Origin of the sequence: Kibdelosporangium banguiense, assembly GCF_017876405.1 — a bacterium.
Taxonomy (GTDB): domain Bacteria; phylum Actinomycetota; class Actinomycetes; order Mycobacteriales; family Pseudonocardiaceae; genus Kibdelosporangium; species Kibdelosporangium banguiense.
This window is the reverse complement of the sequence record NZ_JAGINW010000001.1, coordinates 943,815-962,621: the sequence shown is the minus strand read 5'-3', so window position 1 is coordinate 962,621 and position 18,807 is coordinate 943,815. Positions and strand designations below refer to the sequence as shown.

The window sequence follows — 18,807 nt, the reverse complement described above, 5'->3', positions numbered from 1 at the left end:
GCACTGGCACGCGGTCTGACGTAACCTTCTTGGCCGTGAACCCGGACGTCGCAGCAGACCTGAACGAACTCTCCGCCACGTTGTCGAGCATCGAGGCGGTGACGGATCTCGATTCGCTGCGCGCCCAGGTGGCCGAGTTGGAAGAGCAGGCCGCGCGCCCCGACCTGTGGGACGACCCGGAGAAGGGGCAGCTGGTGACCAGCCAGCTCTCCCACAAGCAGGGTGAGCTGCGCCGGGTCTCCGAGCTGCGCCAGCGCATGGACGACCTCAGCGTGCTCTACGAGCTGGCTGAGGACGAGGGCGACGAGAGCAGCTTGGCCGAGGCGGACGCCGAGCGCAACCAGTTGCGTTCCGACATCGGCTCCCTTGAGGTTCGCACGTTGCTGTCCGGCGAGTACGACGAGCGTGACGCTCTGGTCACAATCCGTTCGGAAGCCGGCGGCGTGGACGCGGCGGACTTCGCCGAGATGCTCCTGCGCATGTACACGCGGTGGGCTGAGCGGCACAACTACACCATCGACGTGTACGACACCTCTTACGCGGAAGAAGCGGGCATCAAGTCCGCGACCTTCAAGGTCACCGCGCCCTACGCGTACGGCACGCTCTCCGTGGAGCAGGGCACCCACCGTCTCGTGCGTATCTCGCCGTTCGACAACCAGGGCCGCAGGCAGACGTCATTCGCCGGTGTCGAGGTCGTCCCCGTCGTCGAGCAGTCCGACCACGTCGATATCGACGAGAAAGAACTGCGTATCGACGTCTACCGCTCGTCCGGCCCTGGTGGCCAGGGTGTGAACACGACCGACTCCGCGGTACGCATCACGCACATACCGACAGGAATCGTCGTCTCGTGTCAGAACGAACGCTCCCAGTTGCAGAACAAGGCCTCCGCGATGGTCGTCCTGCAGGCCAAACTGCTCGAGCGCCAGCGCCAGGAGGAGCAGGCCAAGATGGACGAGCTCAAGGGCGACGGCGGCTCCAGCTGGGGAAACCAGATGCGCTCGTACGTTCTGCACCCGTATCAGATGGTCAAGGACCTGCGTACCGAGTACGAAGTGGGGAATCCCTCCGCTGTGCTCGACGGTGACATCGACGGCTTCCTGGAGGCCGGAATTCGGTGGCGGCGTACTAACTGAGAGTCGTTAGCATCCCCAATGCAACAGCCGGATAACGGTCGTGGGTAGACTCGCCGACCGTGATCCGGCTTGAACATGTTTCCAAGAACTACAAGACGTCGACGCGTCCCGCGCTGGACGACGTCTCGGTGGACATGGACAAGGGGGAGTTCATCTTCCTGATCGGCCCGTCCGGGTCGGGAAAGTCCACATTCCTGAGGCTGCTGCTCCGTGAGGAAGTGCCGTCCAAGGGCAAGGTGTATGTCAACAACTTCGACATCACCAGGATGGCGCGACGCCGGGTGCCCCGGCTGCGCCAGTCCATCGGCTGTGTGTTCCAGGACTTCCGGCTGCTGGTGAACAAGACCGTGGCGGAGAACGTCGCCTTCGCCCTCGAGGTGATCGGCAAGCCCTCGCACACCATCAAGAAGGTGGTGCCCGAGGTGCTTGAGCTGGTCGGCCTGGAAGGCAAGGCGGGCCGGATGCCGCACGAGCTCTCTGGTGGTGAGCAGCAGCGTGTGGCGATCGCGCGAGCGTTCGTCAACCGGCCGCTGGTCCTGCTGGCCGACGAACCGACCGGAAACCTGGACCCCGACACCAGCCAGGACATCATGCTGCTGCTGGAGCGGATCAACCGCACCGGCACGACCGTCCTGATGGCCACCCACGACCATTCCATCGTGGACTCGATGCGCCGCAGAGTCGTCGAGCTTGCTTTTGGCAGGGTCATCCGTGACGACGCCCGAGGCGTCTACGGCGTAGGCCGCTAAGCCCAGAAGTAAATCCCCCGAGCCCCGAGGAACCCGCCCCGATGCGTTTCAGTTTCGTGTTGACCGAAGTCCTGACCGGACTGCGGCGCAACGTCACGATGACCGTCGCGATGATCCTGACCACCGCGATCTCACTCGGCCTGCTGGGGGGCGGCCTGCTGGTGGTCCGCATGATCGACAACATGCGCGCCAACTACGGCGACAAGGTCGAGGTGAACGTCTTCCTCAACAAGGACGTCAGCCTCGCCGACACCGACTGCAAGGCACAGCCGTGTGCCGGTGTGTTCGCCAACCTCCAGGGCGACTCGAACGTCGAGGAAGTCACGTTCGAGAACCAGGAGCAGGCCTACCAGCGCTTCCAGCGCATCTTCGAGGGCCAGCCGGAGCTGTTGCAGCTGACCAAGAAGGAGACGCTGCCCGCGACCCTGCACGTCCGCCTCAAGGAGCCCAGCCGGGCCGACGTGCTCGTGCAGAGCTACACGGGCAAGCCCGGTGTGGACCGCGTCGAGGACCAGGGTGTGTTCCTGGAACGGTTCTTCGGTGTCCTGAACGGAGTCCAGGCGGCCACGTTCGTCGTCGCCGGCATCCAGGCCATCGCGGCGGTGCTGCTGATGGCCAACACCATCCAGGTCTCCGCGTTCACCAGGCGGACGGAAGTCGGCATCATGCGCCTGGTCGGCGCGACCCGCTGGTACACCCAGCTGCCGTTCCTCCTGGAGGCGGTGGTCGCCGGCCTGGTCGGTGCGGCGCTGGCCATCGGCGGCCTGGTCGGCAGCAAGCTGCTGTTCCTGGACAAGGTGCTGGCCGAACCCATCCAGGCCGGGGTCATCCCGGCGATCCAGGGCGTGGACATCGTGGCGATCTCGCCGTGGCTCGTGCTGACGGCGATCTTGGTCGCCGCGGTCACCGGGTACGCCACGCTGCGGCTCTACGTGCGCACTTAACCAGTGGCGGCGTGACGTAAAGTTCATTGTCATGGCGAAAGAACGTGGTCAGAAGGTGATCGCGTCGAACCGGAAGGCGCGGCACGACTACGAGATCCTGGACACCTATGAGTGCGGGGTCGTACTGGTCGGCACCGAGGTGAAGAGTCTCCGGATCGGCCGTGCCTCCCTGGTCGACGCGTTCGCGACGGTGGACGACGGCGAGGTGTGGCTGCGCGGGCTGCACATCGCCGAGTACGAGATGGGCACGTGGACCAACCACGAGCCCCGCCGTCGCCGCAAGCTGCTGCTGCACAAGGACGAGATCCTCAAGCTGATCGGCAAGACCAAGGAGAGCGGCCTGAGCCTGGTGCCGCTGTCGATGTACTTCAAGGACGGCAAGGTCAAGGTCGAGCTGGCGCTGGCCAAGGGCAAGAAGGCCTACGACAAGCGCCAGGCGCTGGCCAAACGCGACGCCCAACGGGAGATCGCCAAGACCGTCGGCCGGGCCCGCAAGCGGGGCGGCGGCTGGTGATCGATGCTGAGGTCCGGTCTTTCGTGACCGGCCTCGGCCTGCCCGGCCTGGTCGATATCCACGTCCACTTCATGCCGGAGTCCGTGCTGCGCAAGGTTTGGGCGTACTTCGACAACGCGCGCGCGAACTACGGTGTCGACTGGCCGATCCAGTATCGGTTCGATGAGGACGAACGGCTGCGTTTGCTGCGGTCATTCGGCGTAGTCCGGTTCGCGCCCCTGGCATATCCGCACAAGCCAGGGATGGCGGAGTGGCTCAACGAGTGGATCCGGGAATTCGCGGCCCGTGTTCCGGACGCCGTGCCGACGGCGACGTTGTTTCCCGAGCCCGGTGTCACCGGTTATGTGGAAAAAGCGCTGGATGCGGGCACTCGATGCGTGAAGGCGCACGTCCAGATCGGTGGCTACGACCCCCGGACGTCTGAATTGGACGAAGCCTGGGGCCTGATCGTCGAGGCGGGCGTACCGGCGGTTGTGCATTGTGGACACGGGCCGCTGAGGGGCAGCTTCACCGGGCTTGGCCTGTTCGAGCAGGTGCTCCGGCGTCATCCGCGGCTGACGCTGGTGCTCGCGCACGCCGGGATGCCTGAGTACGTCGAGGCGTTCGACCTGGTCCGGCGCTATCCGAACGTGTATCTGGACACGACCATGGTGGGTGTGCGGTTCGGGGCGCCCCTGCCTGCGGACTTCGTTCACGGACTGGCCGAATTCCCGGACCGGGTCGCGCTCGGCACGGACTTCCCGAACATCCCGTACGAGTACGCCCATCAGCTGGAAGTCATCGCGGGGTGGGCGGAGGACCCGCGGCTCGGCCCGGACTTCCTCAAGGCCGTGCTGCACGACACCCCCGCCCGCCTGCTACGACTGCCCGACGACGCTGATGGCCGGTAGCCGGTAGCGAACGGCCAGAAGTCCACTCAGGACAACCGCGCCCCAGATCGCCGCACCGGTGGAGACCAGGGCCGTACCGGGGGCGAACCCGGTCGCCGCGATTCCCAGCGTGCCTGCCGCGATCAGTGCCGTACCGGCCACCACCTGCGGCATCGGCGGCTGCACCAGCAGCGGGCTCGGTGCGTTGGCCTCAACCCTGCCGAAGGCCCTGAGCAGTCCGTACAGCACGGCTGCCGACGAGCCGATCCACAGCGGCAGCACGGCGAACCACGCGAAACTGCCCGGGTCCGGTGTCGTGTAGCCGAAGCCGACCGTCCACACGCCTGCCACCGCGACCATCGCCGACATGTGCCAGAGGTAGAGGCTCATCGACCGGGCACCGACCCACGTCAGGGCCCGCGCGGCCGCCGGACGGGCGACCAGGGACCGGATCAGCGGCCGGGCCAGCAACACCACGCCGATCTGCCCGAGGCCCAACGCGATCAGGCACGCGGTGGGCGGGCCGGCGTTCGACACCGGCGCTCCCGGCATCCCGACCATGCTCAGCGGATACGGCCCGAACGTGACCATCAGCGCGGTCAGCCCGAAGCCACCGAACGCCATCGCGGCGGCACCGCGCATCGACGGCGGGGTGTTGGCGTAGTGGAAGCCAAGCTGGTGCACCGCGAGCCAGACGAACACGGCGTTGAGGAAACCGGCCATCCCGAAGCCTGCGAACCTGATCACGTCGACCAGCAACGCAGCTCCTGCGAGCGCCGCGAACACGCGCAGCCCGTACCGCTCCTGTGCCTTGATCATCAACGGCGTCGCCAGAATCGCGGCGAGATACACGGCCATGAACCACAGCAGTTGCCCGACAACCGCGCTGCCGATGTTCAACGGCTGCTGCGGCACCCCCAGCGTGATCAGCAGATGCGGCAGTACAAGCCACACGGCGATCAACGGCAGCATCGGGATCGCCAGCCGATGCACCCGGCTTGACAGCCAGTCCCGGTCCGGACCGCCCCGGCCGCGATGTGCCCGCAGCGACAACAGGTTCGCCGCGCCACCGGCGAAGAACACCAACGGCATCACCTGGCCGACCCACGTCAGCACCCACCAACCCGGTGTGGCGTAAGCATTCCCGGTGGTGAGCTCGGTGCCGGTCCAACCGAGGACCGGCACCAGCCAGTGCTGGAACACCACCAGGACGATCGCGAGAACCCTGACCACGTCAAGGAAAGGATCTCTCTTGGACACCGCTGCCCCCATGTCGCCGCTGGAATCTCTTGCTGGACAAGAGTTTTCCGCCTCAGCGACGAAAGGACACTGGTGTCGTCTCCCATCTGCGCGCGGGGGTTTTCCCTACCTAACGACGTTCCAGATACGCCAGCACGGCCCGTACCCTGCGGTGTTCCTCCTGGCTGGGCTCCAGGCCGAGCTTGGCGAAGATGTTGCCGACGTGCTTTTCCACCGCTCCGTCGGAGACAGTCAGCGACTTCGCGATGGCCGCGTTGGACAGGCCCTGTGCCATCAGGCCGAGGACCTCGCGCTCGCGGGGCGTCAGCGAGTCGATGGGGTTGCGCCGGCCGCGTGCCATGAGCTGCGAGATCACCTCCTGGTCGATGCACGTCCCGCCGCGCGCGACCCGGTGGACCGCGTCGACGAACTCGGCGACGTCGGCCACCCGCTCCTTGAGCAGATAGCCGACACCGCCCGCACCTGCCGAGATCAGCTCGACCGCGTAGCGCTCTTCGACGTACTGCGACAGTACGAGCACCGGCAGGTCAGGCGTGCGTTCCCGGGCCCGCAGTGCGGCCCGGAGTCCTTCGTCGGTGAACGTCGGCGGCATCCGGACGTCCACAATGGCCAGATCCGGCTTGTGCTCGGCGAGGACATCGAGCAGGCTCTCGCCGTCCTCGACGGCGGCCACGGTCTCGATGCCCTCGTCTGCGAGCAGCCGCTGGATACCGGCCCGCAGTAGTACTGAATCCTCTGCGATCACCACTCGCACGGCAGGTCCGCACGGATCACTGTTGGCCCGCCTACCGGGCTGACGACGGTTAGCACGCCGTCAATAGTGGCAGCCCGGTCGGCCAGTCCGGCCAAGCCACCCCCGCTTCGTATCTGTGCACCTCCCATGCCGTCATCGGTGATCTCGACAATCACATGGTCACGTTCGCGGTAGACCCGTACGCCCGCCTGCGTGGCGCCGGAGTACTTCGCGATGTTGGTCAGCGACTCGGCGACCGTGAAGTACGCGGTGCTCTCCACAGCCGCGGGCGGACGGTTCGTGCTCGACAGACCGTCCTCGACGGTGACGTCCACAGGTATGGGCGCCTTCGCGGCCAACGAGCTCAACGCGGCGTCCAGTCCACGGTCACCCAGCACGGCCGGGTAGATACCGCGCGCAAGGTCGCGCAGCTCAGCGACAGCCTTCTTGGCGTCCGAGTGCGCTTCGTCAATCAGCGCCATCGCGGCCTCAGGGTCCCGGTTCATCTTGTTCTTCGCCCGGCCCAGACCCATCGCCACGGCCACCAACCGCTGCTGCGCGCCGTCATGCAGATCCCGCTCGATACGCCGGCGCTCCGCCTCCGCAGCGTCCACGCCCCGCGCCCGGCTCGCCTGCAGATGCGCGGCCTCAGCCGCCAGCATCGACGTCTTGCTCGGACCGAGCAACGACCGCGCCATCAGCCCGCGGACCTTGCCCACCCACTTGGTGGCCACATACGCCAGGCAAAGCAGCATGAACCCGACCACCGCCGGGATCAACGTGTCGTCGAACGAGTCGACCACATACATCGGCCCGCGGATGTCACCAATGATCATGAAGCCGCCGTCGACGAACCGATACCAGAACGGCAGCGTCGCGAACCCCAGCCCGACCGCCCAGAACACCGTGAACAGCACGAACGACACCAGCGAGATCGGCCACACAATGGCCGAGTACAAGAAGTCCCGCCACGTCGCCGGGTCGGTGAACCGGCCCTTGAACCACCCGACCGGGCCCCGCGGCAGCGGCCGGTACGGATTCGCGATGTAAAACCCCAGCGTGGCGTGCACCAACCGGCGCTCCACGCGGGCAAACCCCCGGCACAAGACCATGGCAAGGGTCAGGATCGGGAACCCCACCCACACCACAGCGGTCCCGAACCCGGCGAGCAGCAGAGCCAGGGGCAGCCAGAACGCGAACGTGGCTGTGAAGAAGCCGACGAACAGATACACGTTCGCCCCCACGGCCCCCGGCTGGTGCCGACGGCCATCCACCTGCTGCACCTCGGTCGTCATAGCCGTAAGCATCCCTCGTCCAGGCCCTGCGGCGCGATGGAGCAGACCAGCATCCCCGAGGTGGGGCTGGCCCTACCCCGCCAGGCGGATAACCGGAATGAACGACCGGCCGCCACGCGTTATGCTTACCGGAGTACCAGTCAACAACCCACGGGGGTGAACGGTTTCGACTCTGGACGTTGAGTCAGGGGAAGCGTGCAGGTGCAGGCGAGAGACCACCTCAAGCGTCGCCGCAAAAAATCAAGCGCCAAGACTAACATCAGTCAGCGCGAAGTCGCCCTCGCTGCCTAAGCGAGAGTGACTTCTTGTCGGCCCGGGAGCGCCTTCGGCCCGGTTGCCGGCATCATCTAGAAGGCTCACCGCCGGACCCGGTCGCGGAGTTCGGTCAGGGAAGCAAACAGCGACTGGGCCCGTCACACCGGCAAGTTCACGTGACCGGTGGGGCCAAGCAGAGACAGGGTGAACTGCGCACGGAGAAGTCCTGATGAAGCGGCAGAGGACCCGGGTTCGATTCCCGGCACCTCCACTCGGGGCGGCCCTGCTCGGCGGCTTTGCCGCCTCGCCGGGTCGCTCCGGATTATTTTGGGGGGCCGAGCCCCCAAACCCCCTACGGTGCGTGCTCCTGCTGAACCAGCGCTGGGCGCGCTGCGCTGTGACTAGCGACCTTGTCGGCGGCTGCGCCGCCTCGCCGGGGTGCTTCGGATTATTTTGGGGTCGACTCCCTGTAATGCGGTTGGTTGCTGAACCAGTGCTGGGTGGGCTGATCGGCGTCTCAAGGCTTTCGGTTGCCCGTCCTGTGGCTTGAGTGGTCGCTCGTTTTTCGGTGTGGGTGTTGTGTTCTTGCTGGTGGGGACTGGTGTGGGTTGGTTTGGTCATTGGTTTGGAAGTTGGTTAGGGGGTCCATTTTATTTGGCCGGTGGGGGTTATTGTTACTAGTTCGCCGGTTGGGGTGTAGGTGGCTGAGGCTACTTGGTCTTGGGTGCTGATTGTGGTGCCGTTGGGGTCTATGAGTTCGAGTTTGCCTTGGGTTGCTATGGCGAAGTTGGTGCCTGTGGGGTTTGCTGCTATTGAGGCTTCTCCGGGGAGGTCCTTGGACCAGGTTTGTTTGCCTTGCAGGTCTATGCCTCGGATTTTTGTTCTGTGTTGCTGGGTTTGGCTTACTTCGCGCTGCAGGACCAGGCCGCCTGTGGTGCCCAGGGCGCATTCGCCGGCTCCGCCCAGGTCGGTTTGGATTGAGATGCGTTTTCCTCCGGTGAGGAGTGCGGGTTCTTTGCCGACGAGGGCGATTACCTGGTTGGGGCCCTCGCCTGCGACACAGGCGCCCCAAGATTGGTCTGCCGGTGCTGTGTCGTCGGTCAGTTGCCAGCCGTTCTGGGTGTGGCGGAATCGCAGTACGGACTCTGCTATTGCCACAGCCTCGGTGCGCTGGGGGTTGGCTGACCAGGCCACGCCTGGGTTGGGGACCGGTATGCGCTGGTCGGTGCCGTCCGGGCGGATGACTCGCAGCCACCAGCCCTTGTCGGGGGAGCCTTCGACCAGGACTGCGTCGGTGGGGTTCTGGTAGGCCAGGATTCGGCGGGTGGCCGTGGCCGAGATCGACATCGGGGTGTTGCGGCCCGCTGTGATCTGCCATGGCTGAGGGTCCGGGCTTGTGGGGTCGGCTCCGCCGGAGAAGACCGCGTCGGGGCACTGGGCCGCGCACGACACGTCCGCGCCTACCTGCAGAGCCTGTTGGTCGGTCCAGGTTCGTGTGCCGGACCGGTCGAAGCCGAGAAGCGATGCCCCGGCGTTGTCCAGGACGATGGCTCCGCTCGAGCTCGCCTGGATCAACGTGAACAGAGTGGTGTCCTTGGTGGGCTGACCGGTGCCGGCCGCCGAACACGCGGCGACCAGCACCAGCCCACCGGCCGCGATCGCGGCCAGCGTTTTCCTCATCGTTCAGACACTCGGGGTACGGCCCGTGCAGCGTGGGTCGCTGTCGTTGGGCCGGTCGAAGATGAACTGGTACGAGGCGTACATGCTCTTGCTTCGCGCGACCTTGACACTGTTGGGAATCGTGTGGCTGTCCCGGCCCGGCCCGATGTTGTCCTGCGACGGCCACTCGTAGTGGACCGGGTCGCCGGTCCCGCCGGAGTTGACCGACCTGATCTTCGCGTTGACGTTGCTGCGGTTGCCCAGCCGGGAGCCACCGGCGAGCAGCTCCCAGTGGAACTTGTCCGGATAGTCGTAGCTGCCGCTCGCGTGGTACTCGAGCCAGAAGTTGGCGACGTAGCCGCTCGCGGAGCAGCTCCGGCTACCTGTGGTGGAGGCGTTCGCCTGCACGACGGGCAGCGTGACACCGGCGCCGATGATCGCCGCGATCACCGCGGCCCTCTTGAGGTTCTGCATGGCGGTCACACACTGTCCGTGCGTCCGGTGCAGGACGGGTCGCTGCCGCCTGGCTTGTCGAAGATGAACTGGTACGAGGCGTACATGCTCTTGTTGCGGGCGACCTTGACACTGTTGGGGATGAAGTGGGTTTCGAAGCCCGGCCCGATGTTGTCGGCCGACGGCCACTCGTAATGCACGGGGTCGCCGGTCCCGCCGGAGTTGACCGACTTGACCTTCGCGTTGACGTTGCTGCGGTTACCCAGCTGTCCGCCGTTGCGCACGCGCAGCTCCCAGCGGAAGTAGTCCGGGTAGTCGTAGCTGCCGCTCGTGTGGTAGTTCAACCAGAAGTTCGCGGTGTACCTGCCCGAGTCGCAGTTGCCGCCAGTCTCCCCAGCGCTCGCCTGCGCGGCGGGCAGCACCACCACCGCGCCCGCGGCGATGGCAGCGACCGCGACGGCCTTGCGCGCCGAGATCGAAAGCTTGTTGCTCATGGTCCTCTTCCGTTTCCCTGACCTCCGGCTTTCGCCGGCTACCGCGGAACCTAAGAGCCGCCAGTTCCAAAAAGCTTCGTTTTCGCTTCCATGGCAACGGGTGTACGCGCGCCCACAGAGCGTACCCGCGAGTGGGATCACTCACTTGCCCAGAAAGTAGATAGTGTTACTATCGGAGAGTGGCACTATCCAAAATTACGAGGACGACGCACCGGCGGGATGGCGAGCTGGTGGTGTTCCTGATCGGGATGACGATCAACAAGTGGTGGCGGCCGGATCTGTGGTTGCCTGCCTTTCTGGCGATGCGGCCGATGCTGGTCGAGCTGACCAAGGAGCCGCGCTGGGGCTTGCTTGGCTACCGGCTGACGTTCGAACGTCGCGGACCCACATTGATCCAGTACTGGAGCTCGCTGGACAAGCTCTATGCCTACGCCAGTGACAAGGACGCGGTGCATCGCCCAGCCTGGGCGAAGTTCAACCGGAGTGCTGGCAAGGCCAGTGGGGCCGCGGGTGTCTGGCACGAGACGTACCTGGTGGACAAGGCGGAGTCGGTCTATGTCGGCACGCCCACCATGGGGCTGGCCAAGTTCACCCAAGAGGTGCCGGTCACGCGTAACAGCGCGCGGGAACGGATCGGCTGACTACGGTAAGAACATGCACGTCGACCGACTGCGTGAACAGACCAAGGCGTTCGCCGACGCCGTGGCCGGCCTGGACCCGGATGTGCAGGTGCCGAGCTGTCCAGAGTGGTCGGTGCGGGTGCTCGTCGGGCACATCGGGCAGGCGCATCGCTGGGCCGCGGAGATCATCCGGACCGGTGCGCCGGCTGGGTTTCCGGACCCGCGGGAGGCGCGGCCGGGGCCCGACTGGCGGCGGTGGCTCAGCGATGGCGTCGAGGAAATGGCTGATGCCTTGGCGAAAGCGGGCGACGGGCCGGTGTGGACGTTCGTCGGCCCACAGCCTACGTCGTTCTGGCTTCGTCGAATGGTGAACGACACGGCTGTGCACTACGTCGACGTCGCGATCACGGCAGGCAAGGGGTATGAACTTGCCGAAGATCTTGCTGTGGATGCGATCGAGGAAGGCCTTGAGCTGCTGGCTCTCCCGGGTGCCGAGCAGATGAAGCCCGCCCTGGCAGAGCTTCGGGGCGACGGCCAGACGTTGCGGATCATTCCGGAGGGACGATCGGGCTGGCTGATCACCCGTACGCCGCAAGGCATCGCGTGCAGCCGCGCGAGCGCCGATGCCGATGTCACGATGAGCGGTACAGCGCAGGACATCGTCCTTGTTTCCTACGGACGGCTGACGCTTGGCGATGTCACGGTGACCGGGAACCGGGACCTGATCGTGCACTGGCTGGAGCACGCGAAGCTCTGAGCCGAAGAGGCCATGCGGGTGCATCTGCTGCAGCCGTAAGGGTTTCACCCGCTGGACAACGTTGACAGAGAATATACGGCTGCTTACGTTCGGTATGTGGTGACACCGGATTGGCCTGCCGCGGGCCCTTTCCACGTCGCGCTGCGGGAGGCGATCGCCGCGAGCGGGCTCGCGCTCGACCGGATCCGCTACCGGCTGCGGCTGCGGGACGTGTCGATCAGTGTGCCGACCCTGAGCAACTGGCAGTCCGGACGCCGTCGTCCGGAACGCGCCGAATCGCTGCGTGCGCTCGCCGAACTGGAAGCGGTGCTGGACTTGCCGCCTGCGGCGTTGCGTTCGTTGCTGGGCCCGCCTCGGCCGCGGGGCCGGGCGGCGCATCCCAAAGGCCCGGACGCGATCATCAAGGCGTGGGGCAAACCCATCGAGCACTTGCTCAAAGGCATCGACACGTCGTCCGACGGCAGGCTGACGCGGCTGAGCCACCACGACCGCATCCAGGTCGGCCGGGACGGCCGGCTGGCCGAGGTTGCCAATCGCCTGGTGCTGCGGGCCAGCCATGACGGCGCCGACCGGTGGATCCTGGTGTGGGACGCGGGCCGTGCCCGGCGGCTGCCCGAAGTGGTCGCGGGCCAGCATTGCCGGCTGCGCAAACTGAATGTGGACCGGAACACCGGGTTGATGGTGGGTGAGCTGGTGTTCGACGCCGCGCTGTCGCGTGGCGAGACGATCATCCTGGAGTACCAGGTCGTCAACACCGCTGAGCCGGGCCGGTTCTTCCGCAAACTGCATCGCACAACGCGGGATTACGTGCTGGAGGCCCGGTTCGACCCGCGGGCGTTGCCCATGCGCTGTGCCCGGATCGAGTCGAAGTCCTACGACCTGACGCCCAGTCCAACCGGCTCGGTTCACCTGGTCGAGTTCAACGCGACCGGAACGATCGGCATCCGCTGGGAGATGTGATGTTTGATCTCCACCATGGATACCGTCGTCGCGCCGATGCAGGGCACCGTTGCCGTCGTCTCGGTCAAGCCGGGTGACCACGTCAACGCCGGTCAGCAGCTGGTCGTTCTCGAGTCGATGAAGATGGAGCACGTCGTCGCGGCCTCGGTCGCGGGACGGGTCACCAGCGTCATGGTGTCGGCGGGCGAGACCGTGAAACGGGATCAGCCGCTCGTGTCGATCCAGCCGGGCATGGCGGTCGCGCCCGAATCGGCTCCCGTCGAGAGCGTCAGTTCCGGGATTCGGGCGGATTTGGCTGAGGTACTCGATCGTCGGGCCGCCGGGCTGGACGCCAACCGGCCTGAGGCGGTGGAACGCCGGCACAGCCAGGGGCGTCGCACCGCGCGGGAGAATGTCGAAGACCTCTGTGATCCAGGGACTTTTGTCGAGTACGGCGGCTTGGTCGTTGCGGCACAACGGCAACGGCGATCTTTCGAGGAACTTGTCGCCAAGACTCCGGCAGACGGAATGGTCGCCGGGGTCGCGGACATCAACGGCTCGCCCAGTGTTGTCGTGGCCTACGACGCGACAGTGCTCGCCGGGACGCAAGGCGCCTACAACCACGCCAAGAAAGACCGGATGTTCGAGCTGGCCGCACACCGGAGGTTGCCGGTGGTGCTGTTCGCCGAAGGCGGTGGCGGGCGGCCTGGCGATACCGACATCCCGACCGTCGCCGCGCTTGACGTACCCGCGTTTTCGTTGTTCGCCAGGCTTTCTGGGCTCGTTCCGTTGGTCGGAGTGGTCTCCGGCCGCTGTTTCGCCGGCAATGCGGCTCTGCTCGGGTGTTGCGACGTGATCATCGCGACCGCGGACGCCACGATCGGCATGGGTGGCCCGGCGATGATCGAGGGCGGCGGGCTCGGTGTGGTCGCGCCGGAAGACGTGGGGCCGCTTTCGGTGCAGGTCCCCAACGGTGTGGTCGACATCGCTGTGGCCGACGAGGCCGAAGCCGTGCGCGTCGCCAAGCAGTACCTCTCCTACTTCCAGGGGCCTGCGGACTGGTCTGCCGTGGATCAGGACAAGCTGCGCAACGCTGTGCCGGAGAACAGAGTCCGGGCCTACGACGTCCGGGCCGTGATCGGCCTGCTCGCCGACACAGGCTCGGTGCTGGAGCTCCGGCCGCGGTTCGGCGAAGGGATCATCACCGCGCTGGTCCGGATCGAGGGCCGCCCGATGGGCCTGATCGCCAACAACCCGGCGCACCTCGGCGGCGCGATCGACCGGGATGCCGCGGACAAGGCGGCGCGGTTCCTCCAGTTGTGCGATGGCCATGGCCTGCCGGTCGTCTCCCTGTGCGACACGCCAGGTTTCATGGTCGGCCCGGAGTCCGAGCAGACCGCGACCGTGCGGCACTTCAGCCGGTTGTTCGTGACCGGCGCGAACCTCACGGTGCCGATCTGCGCGATCGTGCTGCGCAAGGCGTACGGGCTCGGCGCGATGGCGATGTTCGGCGGCGGCGCGAAAGTCCCGTACGCCACCGTTTGCTGGCCTACCGCCGAGTTCGGGGCGATGGGTCTGGAGGGTGCGGTCCGGCTCGGCTTCCGGCGTGAGCTCGAGGCGATCGCGGATCCGGTGCGGCGCAAGGAAACTTTCGACCGGATGGTGCAACTCGCCTACGAGAAGGGCAAGGCGTTGAACGCCGCGTCGATGTTCGAGGTGGACGACGTCATCGACCCGGCGGACACGCGCCGGTGGATCACCACCGCACTGCCGGTGACCGTCGAGCGGGGTAGCCGGCCGAACATCGACACCTGGTGAGTGGAAAAACTGATATCAGTTTGCTAGATTCGCGATATGACAACTGACGCGAGCGTGGACATGCCCGTGCCCCGGGTGCGAGAACAGGGCGCAGTGGAACGAGCCGGACTGCCGATCGCGATCGGCGCGGTGGCGGGGGAGTTGCTCAGCGCGGGCCTGCTGGTCTGGGGCGTGATGCAGGCCGTGGAGGGCAGCCGGGCCGCCGGTGTGGCGATGATCATCGTGGCCGCCCTGCTGATCGCGGGCTTTACCGTGATCTCGGTGGGCATCACCGTCATCGCGCCTGGTGAGGCCCGGGTCCTGCAGTTCTTCGGCCGTTACGTGGGAACTGTGCGGACCTCCGGCCTGCGCTGGGTCAACCCGTTCACCACCAGGGCCAAGGTCTCCACCAGGATCCGCAACCACGAGACCTCGGTGATGAAGGTCAACGAACTGGACGGCAACCCGATCGAGATCGCGGCCGTGGTCGTCTGGCAGGTCCAGGACACCGCGCGGGCGATGTTCGAGGTCGACAACTTCGTGCAGTTCGTCGGCATCCAGACCGAGACCGCGATCCGGCACATCGCCAACAGCTACCCGTACGACTCGCATGGAACGGATGCGCTTTCGTTGCGGGACAACGCCGACGAGATCACCGAGAAGCTCTCGGCGGAGATCGCGGCACGGGTCGAGTCGGCCGGTGTGCGGGTGATCGAATCCCGGTTGACCCACCTGGCGTACGCGCCTGAGATCGCGCAGGCGATGCTGCGCAGGCAACAGGCGGGTGCAGTGGTCGCGGCGCGGCAACTGGTCGTGGAGGGTGCCGTGGGCATGGTCGAGCTGGCGCTCGAACGCCTGGCCGAGCGGGACGTCGTCGATCTGGACGAGGAACGCAAGGCTGCCATGGTCAGTAACCTTCTCGTTGTCCTGTGCGGTGATCGCGACACGCAGCCAGTCGTGAACACCGGCTCGCTCTACCAATGAGGTTCATGTGCCGGAACGCAAAAGCGTCCTGTTGCGACTGGACCCCGCGGTACACGACGCATTGGCCCGGTGGGCGGGCGACGAGCTGCGCAGTACCAACGCGCAGATCGAATTCCTGCTCCGCCGGGCCCTGATCGAAGCAGGCCGGATGCCCGGCGAGGCGGCCAGGCAACGCAGGCAAGGGCGGCCTCGCAAGGACGATTCGTGACATTTGCTACTTTGCGCAACATGTGGCCCGGTCCGCTTGGGCCGGTCGGGCGGATTCTGACTTTCCGTAACCTGCCCGAAATCGGTATACCAGCAAGCCGCTACCTCTCGACACCGTACGTGACCAGGGATTTTCCTCCTTTTGCCACGTGAATCCGGACACGGTGTCTGCCACAGTTGATGCTGGGAGGTGGTGCGCTGTGTCACCGTCGTCTAGCGACCGTGCGCGCGTCCGCGCACTGTTGCAACCAGGGGAACGGATCAGTTACCTGTTTCCGGCGTCGATGGTCGGCGGGCCGTACAGCTCGTCGCACTTTCTCTTCGCCGTCACCGACACATCGATCACCGTGCTGGACACCGGGCTGGATGGCCGCACGAGGCCGAACGCGGTATGGCGCCGATATCCGCGGCGTACCAAGCTTGGCCCGGTCGACTTGTCGGTGATACCGGAATTCCAGCTCGGCGGTCGCGTCTACGAGGTGGACGAGGAGTACGTGGCCGAGATCCACGCGGCGGACGCCGAATGGTCGGCCGACGCCATGCCGCCGGATCCGCTACCGCACTTGTGAGTAAATTGGGTGCGTGGAGCAAGAGCAGGCGAAAGGCGAGCTGGTCGACGACCTGATGGCCGCCGACGACCGGGTTTCCGGTGTTCGCAAGGCGGAGCTGCCGAGGTTGCGGGCCTTCTGGCACGCGGCGACCCGTGGCCGGTACTGGCCGGCGACCCTGGTCGTGGTGCTGGCCGTGGTCGGATTGCTGATCTATTTCGCGGTCGGGCTCATCGCGGGTTTCTTCGTCGGGGTCGTGGAGTAGCGCTTGCCGGATCGGCGGGCCAGTCGTGTTTCGGGTAGCGGCCGCGTAGCTCGGCGCGGACCTGCGGATACCCGTTCGCCCAGAACGATTCCAGGTCGTCGGTGACCGCGGTGGGGCGACCGGCCGGTGACAGCAGGTGCAACAGCAGGGTGACCTGGCCGTCGGCGATGACCGGCGCCTGCCGCCAGCCGAAGATCTCCTGGAGCCGTACGGCGAGCACAGGCCGATCGCCGGAGTAGTCCACGGCGATCCGGGAACCGGAGGGTACTTCGACCCGTTCCGGCGCGAGTTCGTCCAGCCGGGTCGCGGCCGGCCACGGCAGCATCGCTCGCAACGGGTTGATCTTCTTGAGCTCCCTGCGGTTGCGGGCGGGTGTCAGGTCCAAAGTAGACGTAATAGCGTCCCGGTCGACCGCGGGCCATGGATCGCCCAAGGCGCGGTGCAGCAAAGCCAGCCGGGCGGCCAGCTTCGGGTCCCAGTCGAGCAGCTCCAGGCCCTCGGCGCGGATTCCGGCGCGCAGTGCGGCCTGGACGTCCTCGGGATCCGGGTCGGCCAACGGCTTCTCGGACAGGACGATCGCCCCGAGCTTGCGTACCCGGCGGGCGGTGATGTCACCGGTCCAGATCACTTCGTCCACTGTGGATGGTGGAGTGATCTCGGTGGCAAGGTTCTCCTCCGCGGCGGCGGCCAGCCTGATCCGGCCGTGCTTCTCGCCGGGCCTGCGGTCCGCGATCGCGATGGCCAGCCACTCGTGATCGCCCAGCCCGCTTGCGGGCGGGAGTTCCACGGCGGTCCCGTTGGCCATCAGGTAGACCTGCGAGCCCGACGACCGGCGCCTGGCCAGCCGTTCCGGGTGGGCGAGGGCGACCACTCGAGCGGGATCGGACTGGCCCGTCGCGTGCGGGACCAGTGCTGCCAGGCGTTTTGCCTCGCGCTGCCAGCGAGGGTTGCCTCTTGCCTTACGCAGTGCGGTATCCAGGTCGACGCTCTCAGCGAGCGCGTCGTCGTCCAGCAAGGCGACGACGTCCGCGGCCTGCTTGCCACCGTCGAGCAGAGCCCTGGCCAGCCGGGGATGCAGGCCGATGTCGGCGAGCTTGCGGCCGCGGTCGGTCGGGATCGAGTCGTCGTTCAACGCGCTGAGGGCATGCAGGACGGTCTGGCCAGCCTGCAAAGCGCCTTCCGGCGGTGAGTCCCACCAGCTCAGCGCGGAGCCGTCCGGCGTTCCCCAGCAGGCCAGCTCCAACGCCAGCCGGGTCAGGTCGGCGACGCGGATCTCGGGTTCCGGATAACGCGGCAGGGTCGCGTGTTCGTGCTCTGCCCAGCAGCGATAGACATGCCCAGGCGCCTCCCGGCTCGCCCGGCCGGCCCGCTGCTCGGCGACCGCGACCGACACCCGGACCGTCGCCAGACCAGGCAGACCACGGCGATGGTCGACCCGCGGCACGCGTGACAGGCCGGAATCGACGACCGCCCGCACTCCGGGAACTGTGAGGCTCGACTCGGCTACAGCGGTCGCGAGCACGACTCGTTGCGCCGAGCCCGGCTGGAGTGCTTTGTCTTGCACCTGAGTGGAAAGCCGGCCATGGAGTGTGACGACGTTCACGCCGTCGAGCATCGCGGTGACCCGGTTGATCTCTGCCGCGCCAGGCAGGAACACGAGTACGTCACCGTCCGTTTCGGACAGTGCCCGGCGGGTCGCTCTTGCCACGCATGCTTCGATTCGTTCACCGCGCGCAGGTGGGACGTAGGCGACGTCGGTCGGGAACGTCCTGGCCTCGGCCCGGATGACCGGTGCGTTGTCCAGCAGTTCGGCCAGGCGCTCGGTCGCGACTGTGGCGGATGTCGCCAGCAGCTTCAGATCCGGGCGTAGCGCCCTCGCGTCGGTGAGCAGGGCGAGCAGCAGATCGGCGTCCAGATGGCGCTCGTGACACTCGTCCAGCAGCACGGTGTCCACGCCGGACAGTTCCGGATCGTGCTGGATCCGCCGCACGAGCAGGCCGGACGTGACCACCTCGATCCGGGTGTCCTTCGAGGTTTTGCGGTCGCCACGGACCGCGTAGCCCACCGTGCGGCCGACGGGCTCGCCCAGCAACGAGGCCATACGCGCGGCAGCGGCACGAGCCGCCAGACGACGGGGTTCCGCCACGACGATCCGGCCGTCGAGGGCCAGTGGGACCACAGTGGTCTTGCCCGTTCCGGGCGGGGCCACCAGGATGGCCGTGCCGTGTTCCCGCAGCTTGCCGGTCAGGTCCGGCAGTACGGCGACAATGGGCAGGTCAGGCAGTTTCATTCGATCGTGTCACGTCGATTCGGTCACGGCGGGAACTGGGCC

Annotated in this window: 20 protein-coding genes and 1 other RNA gene; 14 read left to right on the top strand and 7 right to left on the bottom strand. The window is 66.6% G+C overall.

Annotated features, from left to right (window positions below):
- Positions 1 to 35: 35 nt before the first annotated feature.
- The 5 genes from prfB to JOF56_RS04555 are packed head-to-tail and all read left to right on the top strand — an operon-like array spanning position 36 to position 4,230.
- The gene (gene prfB, locus JOF56_RS04575) at positions 36 to 1,133 is read left to right on the top strand and encodes a peptide chain release factor 2 (RefSeq protein ID WP_209634815.1); all 1,098 of its coding nucleotides are present in this window, start codon (positions 36 to 38) and stop codon (positions 1,131 to 1,133) included.
- Between the two features lie 59 nt (positions 1,134 to 1,192).
- Positions 1,193 to 1,882, top strand: a complete 690-nt coding sequence (gene ftsE, locus JOF56_RS04570; RefSeq protein ID WP_209634812.1) for a cell division ATP-binding protein FtsE — start codon at positions 1,193 to 1,195, stop codon at positions 1,880 to 1,882.
- 41 nt (positions 1,883 to 1,923) lie between these two features.
- Positions 1,924 to 2,826 carry a permease-like cell division protein FtsX gene (gene ftsX / locus JOF56_RS04565; protein ID WP_209634809.1) on the top strand — a complete coding sequence of 301 codons (903 nt, stop codon included), beginning with the start codon at positions 1,924 to 1,926 and terminating at the stop codon, positions 2,824 to 2,826.
- Positions 2,827 to 2,857: 31 nt separating this feature from the next.
- Positions 2,858 to 3,340 carry an SsrA-binding protein SmpB gene (gene smpB / locus JOF56_RS04560; RefSeq protein WP_209634806.1) on the top strand — a complete coding sequence of 161 codons (483 nt, stop codon included), beginning with the start codon at positions 2,858 to 2,860 and terminating at the stop codon, positions 3,338 to 3,340.
- The gene (locus tag JOF56_RS04555) at positions 3,337 to 4,230 is read left to right on the top strand and encodes an amidohydrolase family protein (RefSeq protein WP_307854918.1); all 894 of its coding nucleotides are present in this window, start codon (positions 3,337 to 3,339) and stop codon (positions 4,228 to 4,230) included. The genes smpB and JOF56_RS04555 overlap by 4 nt, the downstream gene beginning before the upstream one ends.
- On the opposite strand, the gene JOF56_RS04550 is transcribed toward JOF56_RS04555, so the two are convergent.
- The 3 genes from JOF56_RS04550 to JOF56_RS04540 form a co-directional block, all read right to left on the bottom strand.
- Complete coding sequence (locus JOF56_RS04550; protein ID WP_307854917.1) at positions 4,198 to 5,469, bottom strand: acyltransferase family protein; 1,272 nt, start codon at positions 5,467 to 5,469, stop codon at positions 4,198 to 4,200. The two genes, JOF56_RS04555 and JOF56_RS04550, sit on opposite strands and share 33 nt — an antisense overlap.
- 109 nt (positions 5,470 to 5,578) lie before the next feature.
- Positions 5,579 to 6,223 (bottom strand): response regulator transcription factor, encoded by a 645-nt coding sequence (locus JOF56_RS04545; RefSeq protein ID WP_209634801.1) that lies wholly within the window; start codon positions 6,221 to 6,223, stop codon positions 5,579 to 5,581.
- Positions 6,211 to 7,497 (bottom strand): sensor histidine kinase, encoded by a 1,287-nt coding sequence (locus tag JOF56_RS04540; protein ID WP_209634798.1) that lies wholly within the window; start codon positions 7,495 to 7,497, stop codon positions 6,211 to 6,213. The genes JOF56_RS04545 and JOF56_RS04540 overlap by 13 nt, the downstream gene beginning before the upstream one ends.
- A 152-nt stretch (positions 7,498 to 7,649) precedes the next feature.
- Here JOF56_RS04540 and ssrA point away from each other — a divergent pair.
- Positions 7,650 to 8,026, top strand: a transfer-messenger RNA (tmRNA) gene (ssrA, locus tag JOF56_RS04535).
- 362 nt (positions 8,027 to 8,388) lie between these two features.
- Here the strand turns inward: ssrA and JOF56_RS04530 are convergent.
- The 3 genes from JOF56_RS04530 to JOF56_RS04520 are packed head-to-tail and all read right to left on the bottom strand — an operon-like array spanning position 8,389 to position 10,358.
- On the bottom strand, positions 8,389 to 9,432 hold the full coding sequence (locus JOF56_RS04530; protein ID WP_209634796.1) for a hypothetical protein: 1,044 nt from the start codon (positions 9,430 to 9,432) through the stop codon (positions 8,389 to 8,391).
- Between the two features lie 3 nt (positions 9,433 to 9,435).
- Complete coding sequence (locus JOF56_RS04525) at positions 9,436 to 9,894, bottom strand: hypothetical protein (protein WP_209634793.1); 459 nt, start codon at positions 9,892 to 9,894, stop codon at positions 9,436 to 9,438.
- On the bottom strand, positions 9,891 to 10,358 hold the full coding sequence (locus JOF56_RS04520; RefSeq protein WP_209634790.1) for a hypothetical protein: 468 nt from the start codon (positions 10,356 to 10,358) through the stop codon (positions 9,891 to 9,893). Before JOF56_RS04520 ends, JOF56_RS04525 begins: the two co-directional genes overlap by 4 nt.
- A 179-nt stretch (positions 10,359 to 10,537) precedes the next feature.
- On the opposite strand from JOF56_RS04520, the gene JOF56_RS04515 reads away from it, so the two are divergent.
- From JOF56_RS04515 to JOF56_RS04480, 8 genes are all read left to right on the top strand, one after another.
- The gene (locus JOF56_RS04515; RefSeq protein ID WP_209634788.1) at positions 10,538 to 10,999 is read left to right on the top strand and encodes a DUF4188 domain-containing protein; all 462 of its coding nucleotides are present in this window, start codon (positions 10,538 to 10,540) and stop codon (positions 10,997 to 10,999) included.
- Positions 11,000 to 11,012: 13 nt separating this feature from the next.
- Positions 11,013 to 11,735 (top strand): maleylpyruvate isomerase family mycothiol-dependent enzyme, encoded by a 723-nt coding sequence (locus tag JOF56_RS04510; RefSeq protein WP_209634785.1) that lies wholly within the window; start codon positions 11,013 to 11,015, stop codon positions 11,733 to 11,735.
- A gap of 96 nt (positions 11,736 to 11,831) precedes the next feature.
- Positions 11,832 to 12,695, top strand: a complete 864-nt coding sequence (locus JOF56_RS04505; protein ID WP_209634782.1) for a hypothetical protein — start codon at positions 11,832 to 11,834, stop codon at positions 12,693 to 12,695.
- Between the two features lie 15 nt (positions 12,696 to 12,710).
- Positions 12,711 to 14,492 (top strand): carboxyl transferase domain-containing protein, encoded by a 1,782-nt coding sequence (locus tag JOF56_RS04500; RefSeq protein ID WP_209634779.1) that lies wholly within the window; start codon positions 12,711 to 12,713, stop codon positions 14,490 to 14,492.
- 36 nt (positions 14,493 to 14,528) lie between these two features.
- Positions 14,529 to 15,455, top strand: a complete 927-nt coding sequence (locus tag JOF56_RS04495; protein WP_209634777.1) for an SPFH domain-containing protein — start codon at positions 14,529 to 14,531, stop codon at positions 15,453 to 15,455.
- A 7-nt stretch (positions 15,456 to 15,462) separates the two neighbouring features.
- A complete protein-coding gene (locus tag JOF56_RS04490) occupies positions 15,463 to 15,663 on the top strand; it encodes a type II toxin-antitoxin system antitoxin (protein WP_209634774.1) in 201 nt (66 codons plus the stop codon).
- A gap of 199 nt (positions 15,664 to 15,862) precedes the next feature.
- Positions 15,863 to 16,231, top strand: coding sequence for a hypothetical protein (locus JOF56_RS04485; protein ID WP_209634771.1), 369 nt, complete (start codon positions 15,863 to 15,865; stop codon positions 16,229 to 16,231).
- A gap of 13 nt (positions 16,232 to 16,244) precedes the next feature.
- Positions 16,245 to 16,475: a hypothetical protein gene (locus JOF56_RS04480; protein ID WP_209634769.1), complete on the top strand. Its 231-nt coding sequence runs from the start codon at positions 16,245 to 16,247 to the stop codon at positions 16,473 to 16,475.
- Here JOF56_RS04480 and hrpB read toward each other — a convergent pair.
- Positions 16,441 to 18,765, bottom strand: a complete 2,325-nt coding sequence (hrpB, locus tag JOF56_RS04475) for an ATP-dependent helicase HrpB (RefSeq protein ID WP_209634766.1) — start codon at positions 18,763 to 18,765, stop codon at positions 16,441 to 16,443. The two genes, JOF56_RS04480 and hrpB, sit on opposite strands and share 35 nt — an antisense overlap.
- Positions 18,766 to 18,807 lie beyond the last annotated feature (42 nt).